8 protein-coding genes are annotated in these 7,916 nt (G+C 65.2%); 3 read left to right on the top strand and 5 right to left on the bottom strand.

What is annotated here, in order from left to right; genetic code table 11:
• Positions 1-29: 29 nt before the first annotated feature.
• From K3F48_RS22965 to K3F48_RS22950, 4 genes are all read right to left on the bottom strand, one after another.
• Positions 30-1,946, bottom strand: a complete 1,917-nt coding sequence (locus K3F48_RS22965; protein ID WP_222577769.1) for a transposase domain-containing protein — start codon at positions 1,944-1,946, stop codon at positions 30-32.
• A gap of 14 nt (positions 1,947-1,960) precedes the next feature.
• Complete coding sequence (locus K3F48_RS22960) at positions 1,961-2,776, bottom strand: ParB N-terminal domain-containing protein (protein WP_222577768.1); 816 nt, start codon at positions 2,774-2,776, stop codon at positions 1,961-1,963.
• A gap of 179 nt (positions 2,777-2,955) precedes the next feature.
• Entirely contained in the window at positions 2,956-3,621 is a 666-nt protein-coding gene (locus K3F48_RS22955; RefSeq protein ID WP_222577767.1) for a hypothetical protein, read from the bottom strand.
• Positions 3,618-3,896: a helix-turn-helix domain-containing protein gene (locus K3F48_RS22950; protein WP_222577766.1), complete on the bottom strand. Its 279-nt coding sequence runs from the start codon at positions 3,894-3,896 to the stop codon at positions 3,618-3,620. The genes K3F48_RS22955 and K3F48_RS22950 overlap by 4 nt, the downstream gene beginning before the upstream one ends.
• A 289-nt stretch (positions 3,897-4,185) precedes the next feature.
• Here K3F48_RS22950 and K3F48_RS22945 point away from each other — a divergent pair, with 289 nt between their 5' ends.
• The 3 genes from K3F48_RS22945 to K3F48_RS22935 all read left to right on the top strand — a co-directional run bounded on the left by K3F48_RS22945 (position 4,186) and on the right by K3F48_RS22935 (position 5,528).
• Positions 4,186-4,710 carry a helix-turn-helix transcriptional regulator gene (locus tag K3F48_RS22945; protein WP_370631485.1) on the top strand — a complete coding sequence of 175 codons (525 nt, stop codon included), beginning with the start codon at positions 4,186-4,188 and terminating at the stop codon, positions 4,708-4,710.
• A 16-nt stretch (positions 4,711-4,726) separates the two neighbouring features.
• Positions 4,727-5,068 carry a hypothetical protein gene (locus tag K3F48_RS22940; RefSeq protein WP_222577764.1) on the top strand — a complete coding sequence of 114 codons (342 nt, stop codon included), beginning with the start codon at positions 4,727-4,729 and terminating at the stop codon, positions 5,066-5,068.
• A gap of 259 nt (positions 5,069-5,327) precedes the next feature.
• Entirely contained in the window at positions 5,328-5,528 is a 201-nt protein-coding gene (locus K3F48_RS22935) for a hypothetical protein (RefSeq protein ID WP_222577763.1), read from the top strand.
• 461 nt (positions 5,529-5,989) lie between these two features.
• Here K3F48_RS22935 and murJ read toward each other — a convergent pair whose 3' ends face one another.
• The gene (murJ, locus tag K3F48_RS22930; protein WP_222577762.1) at positions 5,990-7,534 is read right to left on the bottom strand and encodes a murein biosynthesis integral membrane protein MurJ; all 1,545 of its coding nucleotides are present in this window, start codon (positions 7,532-7,534) and stop codon (positions 5,990-5,992) included.
• Between the last annotated feature and the right edge of the window lie 382 nt (positions 7,535-7,916).

Here is a 7,916-nt window from a genome sequence, read left to right as displayed (position 1 = left end):
TGCCGCTCTGGCCGTGCCGGCGAGGCGGATCACTCCGCCTCGTCGTCTCTCTTGCGGAAGGGCAGCACCGCGCCCTCGTCCATCAGCGCGACACCGCGCGCAAAATCATCCGCGCCGCTCCAATCGGCGCCGCGCGCGGGGCCATTGGCGACGAGGCGCGTGACCTTGGCGGGCGCTGGCGGCGTCGCTTCCGGCTGCGGCAGCAGGGCCGCGACCTGATCGATGTCGAGGCGGCGATTGGCCTCGAGAAAATCCCTCTGCTTGCGCAGAAAGTCGTTGCGCTTGCGCGCATGGTCGCGCGCGGCGTCGACATCATCGAAGCGCACGTCGCCGATCGGCATCGCCTCGGCGATGAAGCGATTGTCCAGCGTGTAGACGGCGAGCGCGGCGCCTAGATTCTGCGGGTCGAAGCGCACGATGACCTTCTTGCCGATGTGCTCGTGCAGCTCTTCGGCCCAGTAGCGCGACTCCATCAGGGCGATCTCGCCCGTGCGCTTGTCTACCTGGACGCCCTCGCCCGCCATCAGCAGCATGCGGCGCTGCTCCTTGGTGGCGCGCCGCACAAGCGCGCCATTGTCGAGCGATTCCTGCAGCGTCTCCTGGAAGGAGCGGCCCTTGGCCGTCGCCGTGCGCCGGCCGGGGCGCGTGTTGTGGACGGCGATCTCGCTCGCGACGATCTCGCGGAACAACTTCTCCGGCACAGCGCTCGAGCCGTAGTTCTCCGGCTTGGCGTCCGGCTTGTTGCCCGTGTAGGCGCCGGCGAAGGCGGGGTGCGTGGAGATGTTCGCGCACATGTCCTTCCACGCGCGCTCGATCGGCTTGGACTGGCCGTGATAGGGCGTCGTCCAATGCACGTCGCGGCAGCCGATCGAGAGCAGGATGCCTTCCGGGTCCTCGTCTTTGATCTTGAACCGATAGCGGTTGGCGAGGCGGCCGGTGAGCCATTTGCTCGCGAAGGCGCGACCGTTGTCGAGCCAGCACTTTTCGGGGATTCCAAAGCGCTCGACGACATCGGCGAAGGCGAGCCGCACCATCTCCTTGTTCTCGGACTTGTCGATGCGATGCGCGAGCACCATGCCCGAATAGAGGTCCTGAAAGCCGACCATCAGCGGCCGCGAGATAGAGCCGTCGGCCCATTTCACGAACACGTCGAACTTGTGGCCGTCGGCATTGACGGCCTGCACCGCGTGGAAATGCGCCTTGGTGCGCCGCTGATGCGGATAGATGCGCTGCGCCTCCTCGCGGCCCGAGCGCGCCAGCGTGCGCGCGGCGCGCGGAATCTCTTTCTCGATCCGCCTCTGCAGCGTCTTCGATGACGGGATCGGCGACCAGCTCTCCGCCGCGGCGGCGCGCATCAAGCGGCGATAGCAGGGCTCGAAGGCCGGGCTCTCGGCGCGCAGATAATCGGCGACAAGAAAATCCCAGGCGCGTGGGTCGCATTCCGCCGTGGCGGTGCGGCCGACATGGCGCGGCGCGAGATGCGGCAGCCGGTCGCCGCGATCGACGCCCTCGACCAGCGCCAGCCAGCTCCACAGGGTGGAGGCGGCAACGTCAAACTCTTTCGCCACCCAGGCAACCGCGATCTCGCGCGTGCAGTCATTGCCCATGGACTGCACCGCCTCGATGGCGACGAGGCGGCGGCGCGCCTTTTCCTTGGTGCGCTCGGGCAAGCGCTCGAAGGCCGCCCAAAGCCCCTGCGAGACGGCGTTGGCCTCCTCGATGGCCGCGACCGCGCGGGCGGCGAGCGCCTTGGCGCGCGCGTCCGGCGGCAACAGCGAGAGGTGGTATTCATGGCCGCCGCCGCGACCGAAACGCACGCGGACGAGGCTGGCGTTGCTGCGCCAGCCCTGGCTGGAGATCAGCTCCGCCAGCTTGGACATGGACGACGGCAGAGACGGCGCCTGCAGCGCCAATATCTCAGTCGTCGTGAGCCAATCGCCCGCCATGATGCTTCTGCCCCTTACGCGGCCTGAGACTCTTCGTCGGCCTCTTCGACGAGCCCGATCGCCTGTTCGAAAATTTTGCGCGCCCTCGGCGAGGCGCGGTTCCACAAGGCGAGCAGCTTGTTCGCCGTGGCGACGTGCGGATCGCGCTCGGAGGGTTTGGAAAGGCCGAGAAGCTGCCGCGCATTCCCGACGTTCTTGCCTTTGCCTGCCGCGATGAGTTCGGCGATGGCCTTTTGGTTTTCTTCCGTCTCCCGGCAGAGCGCGCGCAGTTGAGCGCCATTGTCCGCCAGCTTCGTCGCGCGGATGAGGGAAAGGACAGCATCGGGCAGCTTCGCGAGTTCGAGCGCCCGATTGATCGTCCGCTTGGACAGGCCCGTCTTCTCCGCCGCGTCTTTCGAAAAATTCTGCGGCGTGAATTGGGGACATGATGTCCCTAATTTCCTCGGCCCGGTTTTCGTCGTCTCCGGATAGAGCCGATCCCAGACCGTTTTGCGGCGCGCCAGGAAGATCGCCCGGTCGACGGTCGACAGCTCGCGGCGCATCAGGTTTTCGTCGATTTCCGAAAGCTCTGCCTCTTCGTCGCTCTGTTCGACGAGCTTGAAGTGCTCGCCCTCGATCAACTCCTCGACGCCGAGGAGCGTGAAGGCGCGAAGACGGTGAGCGCCGGAGACCAGTCGATAGCCGGCGCCGCAACGGCGGATCACGATCGGTGAATCGAGCCCCTTCGCCTGGATGGAGCCGGCGATCGCCGCCGCCCAATCGGGGTCGACCTGGCGGATGCGGTTAGAGGAATCGATGTCGAAGAGGGGTATGCGCAAAGGATCAGCCACGGACGGCGACCTCATAGGGGCACGCGGTTGCAGGGACTCGGGCACAGGAACGCAGGTTCGGGTGAGGCGCGGCGGCCGGGAGAGCCGGGAGGATGCGGCCGCCGCCGCGCCTCTTTCCTCCTCGCTCGACTGCCGACCTGGTGGCGGGAGGAAATGGGATGTGGGAGCGAGAGCGCGCGTCATGGCCGCGCCCTCCGCGCCATATCGAGAACGATCCAGAAGCGGTGCGCCGCCGATTTGCTCGGCGTGCGCTCGGGACCGAAGCGCTCGCTGCACAGCGCGCGGCACTCATCGATCGTCACCTGCCGATGCAGTTCGACGAAGTGGCGCCGCACGTCGAAATCCGACCAGAATTTTGGCCGCCGGCCGCTGGACCAGAACGGCGCCAGCGTGGCGCCGAGCGCCTGAATATCCGCTCCGAGATCGACGACGCGGGCGACGTCCTCGATCGGCGCGAGGCGCGCGACGGCCGGGCGCGCCTCGGCCCGCGGCGGAAGGGGCGCGCTGTCCGCCGCGATGCGCGTCCGACGCCAATCCATGTAGACGGCAATGACTTGCGCTCGCACCTTCGCCGCGTTCGCCGTGCGCGCGAACATGCAGATGAGGAGGGCCTGCTGCTCGTTCAGCAGATACGTGAGCGATGGCCGCCCACCCCTCGAGCCGAGAGGTTTTCCGACAGTCTGTCGGAGAACCTCTCCATAGCTCGACAACTCCTCGAAATTTCGATCAATAGCTTTTCTGACATACTCTGCATCGCGATAGCCGAGCGCGAGCGCCAGTTTCGAATCTGGGATGCGCGGCTCGGCGTCGAGCAGATGCAGATCGGCGGCGACGATCGCGTTCATTTCGGCGCCGCCTTTCCAACCCGGCGTGCCCGCGTCTTCACCACCGGCGTCAGCGGCAGCAGTTCGTTGCTCGGCCCATACCAATGCGGCCATAGCTCGTGCCGCGAGACGCCGAGAAAGCGCGCGATGACGGCGTGGGCGCGCGGGTGGCGCTTGTAGAGCGCCGAATGCAGCGTGCGTTGGCCGTAGCCAGCCTCGCGCGAGAGCGCCGCGAGCGTCGACCCACGCTCGCGGATCGAGAACAGAATCTTTTGATGGCTCCAGCCTTTTGCCATGGGATTCCCGCGCGGTGACACGCCGGAAGTGGCGTGTTAACCGTGTCTGCAAATCAGACTTGTCTGCATATCGCCACTTCCTGCTGAATCTGTCAAGCAGGAAGCTGCAATTATGGTGTAGAACTTGGCAAGCAATGCAGGAATTGGCAGCGCTGGGTTTGCGCAGCGGCTACATGACGCGGTGAGGTCGAGCGGCGGGATCGATGCCGTTTCGGCCGCATCCGGCGTGCCGGCGCGCTCCATCAGCAGCTACATTTCCGCTGCCCATGAGCCTAAAGCAGGAGCGATCGTGAGGCTCGCGACAGCATGCGGGGTCTCTCCCGAATGGCTGCTGACGGGCTACGATGCTAGAAGTGGCGTCGTAAAGCAGGTTCCTGCTTCCATGGATGCTCGGACAGACCTTGTTTGCATCCCCGTGCTCGACGTCGACGCTTCGGCTGGACCGGGCGCGGTCGGTGGAGCCAGCGACGTGCTCGACATATTGCCGTTCCCTAGCGCTACGCTACGCCGGCTTGGCGTAAATCCCGATCTTGTCGAGTTTATTCGGGCTAGAGGAGACTCGATGGAGCCGACTATCCAGAGCGGCGCGCTTGTTCTGGTCGATAGATCAAAGCGGGAAATCCGCGAGGACGGCGTCTACGCCTTTAGCATCGACGGTGAGATTAGGATTAAGCGCATCCGGCGCAACGTCGGCGGGTCTTTTACCTTGCTGTCGGACAACAAGTCGCTTTATCCTGACGAGACTGTGTCCCTTGCTGATGCCCAAACGCTGCGCATCCACGGGCGCGTGTTTTGGGCCGAGAGATACGTGTAGAGTAGAGGAGAGCACTATGGAGATTCTGCTTATTTTCGTTTTCTGGCTAATAATGTCAATTATCTGCTCGATGATCGCTTTTTCAAAAAAAGGTGTTCTGTCTGGGTTGTTTTTTTTGTTTTATGGCTTTGTCATATGGCCAATCGCTCTGGTGCACGCCCTGTTGTTGAGGTCAAACTACGAACAAGAGCCCTATGAGAGAGAACGTCCTATTGCGGCTGAGGGTGTCGTCAACGGAAAACCCTATTGGAGGACTGCCGATGGCGGATTTTGCGCTTGTATCGATGGCCGTGACATCGCCTTTCGGGACAAGGCTTCTCTCGAGGCCGCGCTAACCACCGTATCGCCAATCTCGTAGTCTCGAGACATTCGGAGCCCGGGTTTTCCCCACCGCGGGGAAAACCCGTCTCTTCCGCCGTCGCTGGGTCCGGTTTGCCGCACGGCACGGCAAACCCTTCCATAAGCCATTTTGCGCCATCGTGGCGCAAACCTCGTGGCTTGAGCCGCTTGGTGGGGCCTACCGTGGGGACCGCTCCTTCGTTTCGCCCCGCGGCGGGGCGAACGTCCCTCAATCGTTTTGCTACGTCGCGTCGCAAAATGGCCGAATGGAGGCGCATATGCGCTTTTCAGTGTTCATGGTTTTGCTTCTTGCCGCCTTTTTCGCCTCGGGCGAGGCGCTCGCGCGTTGCCACGGCTGCGGCTGCCGCGGCGGCCCCGGCTATCGCAATCCGCGCACGGGCCAGTGCGTCGGCAAAGCCCAGCTCCGCGCCGTCTGCGGCTCCCCGCCGACCTCCCGCTGCATCCGCGAGGGCCGCTGATCCAACGTTTGCCACACGACGCAACGAGCCGTTTCCAACCGGGGAGGGGGAAAGTTAACGCCCGGGTTGTCCTCTGGGTCGTCAGCGTTCAGAGTATTGATTTTGCATGCTATTTTTCTTTTTTTCGCGATCGATCCGCAACGTTCCCCGTGCGGGAGACTTTCGAGGTCGGCGCAGCCCGCCGCCGCGCCTGTTCGGTCGCGCTGGGAGCGTTTGCCTGGGGCCGCTTTGCTAGATAAATAAGGGGTCGAAGGCCGTTCCGGCTCGGCTCGAAGCGCCTTTGAACGCTTTTGGAAGAGCCTCGGCCACTCCAGTTTCATGTGTCCGCGGTCCTCGGCCCTCCAGCTTCAAGTGTCCTGATGCTCCGCTCGACGCCTCTCCACTCCCCGCCGCAAGCCACTGGTTTCCTTTCCGGACCGCGAGATTCCGCAGGAGTCCCGGTAATCCCGGTCACTCCAGTTTCATGTGTCCCCTAACAGCGGGCGGAGTTGCGAAAGCCGCAGGCCGAAAAGGCGCAACGAGCCGAGCAGAACCGCCCCATAGGCGAGGGCGCCGGCCGCGCCGAGCACGATCAGCGTGACCACGTCTTCGAGCCCGCCGAAGAAAGCGCCGAGCCGAGCCGCCGGGCCGTAGCCATAGACGGCGACGAGGATCAGCGGAATGCAGGCGGCGAGGCTGGCGGCGCAGACGCGCAGAAGCGTCTCGTCGAAGCGCATGGCTCCCCGTTGCAGGGCGAGGCCGACGAGCGCCGCGAGATTGATCCAGAGGCCGACGGAGGTGGCGGTGGCGAGGCCGACGGCGCCGAGCGGCTCGAACAGAGCCACCTTCAACGCGACATTGACGGCCACCGCGCCGAGCGCGACGAGCATGGGCGTCTTCGTGTCGCCCTGCGACTGAAAGCTCGCCCGCGCCGCGGAGATCAGCACCAGCGCCATGAGCCCGCCGCCATAGGCCGCGAGCACGGCCGCCGAGCGCAGCGAATCGGCCGCGGTGAAGGCGCCGCGCTGGAACACGCCGCTCATGATGAGTTCGGGGATGGTGACGAAAGCGACGAAAAACGGCGCGGCGAGCGCGATCGTCAGCGCCATCACCCGATTCTGCGCGGCATAGGCGCCGTCGACGTCGCCGGCGGCGAGGCGCCGGCTCATTTCCGGCAGCAGCACCGTGCCGGCGGCGAGGCCGATGACGCCGTTCGGCAGCTGATAGATGCGATCGGCATAGGCGATCGCCGAAATGCCGCCGTCCGGCAGCATCGACGCGATGATGGTGTCGGCGAAAATGGCAATCTGGCCGCTGGCCGAGCCGATCACCGCGGGCCCGAGCATCAGGAAGAAGTCGCGCACCCGCTTCCAGCGCGGCCGGGCGAAGCCCTCCAGCACGCCGGCGAGCCGCGCGTCCGCCATCACCAGGGCGAGCTGCAGCGCGCCGGAGACGGTGACTCCGACGCTCGCCGCGACGCCGGCGTTCGGGAACAGAAAGGCGAGGGCGAGCGCCGCCATCACCGACAGATTGAGCAGATTGGGCGCGAAGGCCGGCGCGGCGAAGCGGCCATTGGCGTTGAGCGTGCCCTGATGCAGCGTGACCAGGGTCATGCACAGGAGATAGGGAAAGGTGATGCGCGTCAGCGTCACCGCCAGCTCGAATTTCTCCGGCCGGTCATCGAGGCCGGGCGCCAGCAGCGCGACCAATTGCGGCATGAAGGCGAAGGCGAGCGCCAGCAGCAGGAGCTGCGAGGCGAGCAGCAGAGTGAACACCTCGCTGGAAAATTCCTTGGCCGAGGCTTTTCCCTCCCGTTCCAACGCCTTGGAGTAGCAGGGCACATAAGCGGCGTTGAAGGCGCCCTCGCCGAAGATGGCGCGGAAATGATTGGGCAGGCGAAAGGCGATGAAGAAGGCGTCCGAGACGAAGCCGGCGCCGAGAATGGCCGACAGCATGACGTCGCGGAAGAAGCCGGTGATGCGCGAGAGCAGCGTGAAGCCGCCGACGGAGAGGAGGTTGCGGATCATCGCGCGGCCGCCTTCTCTTTCGGCGGAGGGATCGGGCGGCCTCCCGAGTCGCGGACATCACCCCCTCCCGATCGCCTGCGGCGCTCGACCTCCCCCTCCCAGGGGGAGGTGGGCCGCACGCCCACCCTCCCCTTTAGGGCTACCGCATGCACACATCTTGGAATGCGCAGCGCCGTCATGGCCGGGCTTGTCCCGGCCATCCACGCCAAGCCACTGAGATGTTTTTGGAAAGCGCCAGCGAACTGCGAATGTCTCGTTTTTGCGCCAGCTCGTAGAGACTGTCGCCGCGGCGTCGACGCCGCGCATGAATTTGCGAGAAACCGCGGCGTTGCGGCGTGGATGGCCGGGACGAGCCCGGCCATGACGGCCTCCTGGAAATGTG

Origin of the sequence: Methylosinus sp. Sm6, assembly GCF_019802345.1 — a bacterium.
Taxonomy (GTDB): domain Bacteria; phylum Pseudomonadota; class Alphaproteobacteria; order Rhizobiales; family Beijerinckiaceae; genus Methylosinus.
The sequence above is the reverse complement of the archived record's forward strand: the minus strand, read 5'-3'. Positions and strand labels throughout refer to the sequence as shown.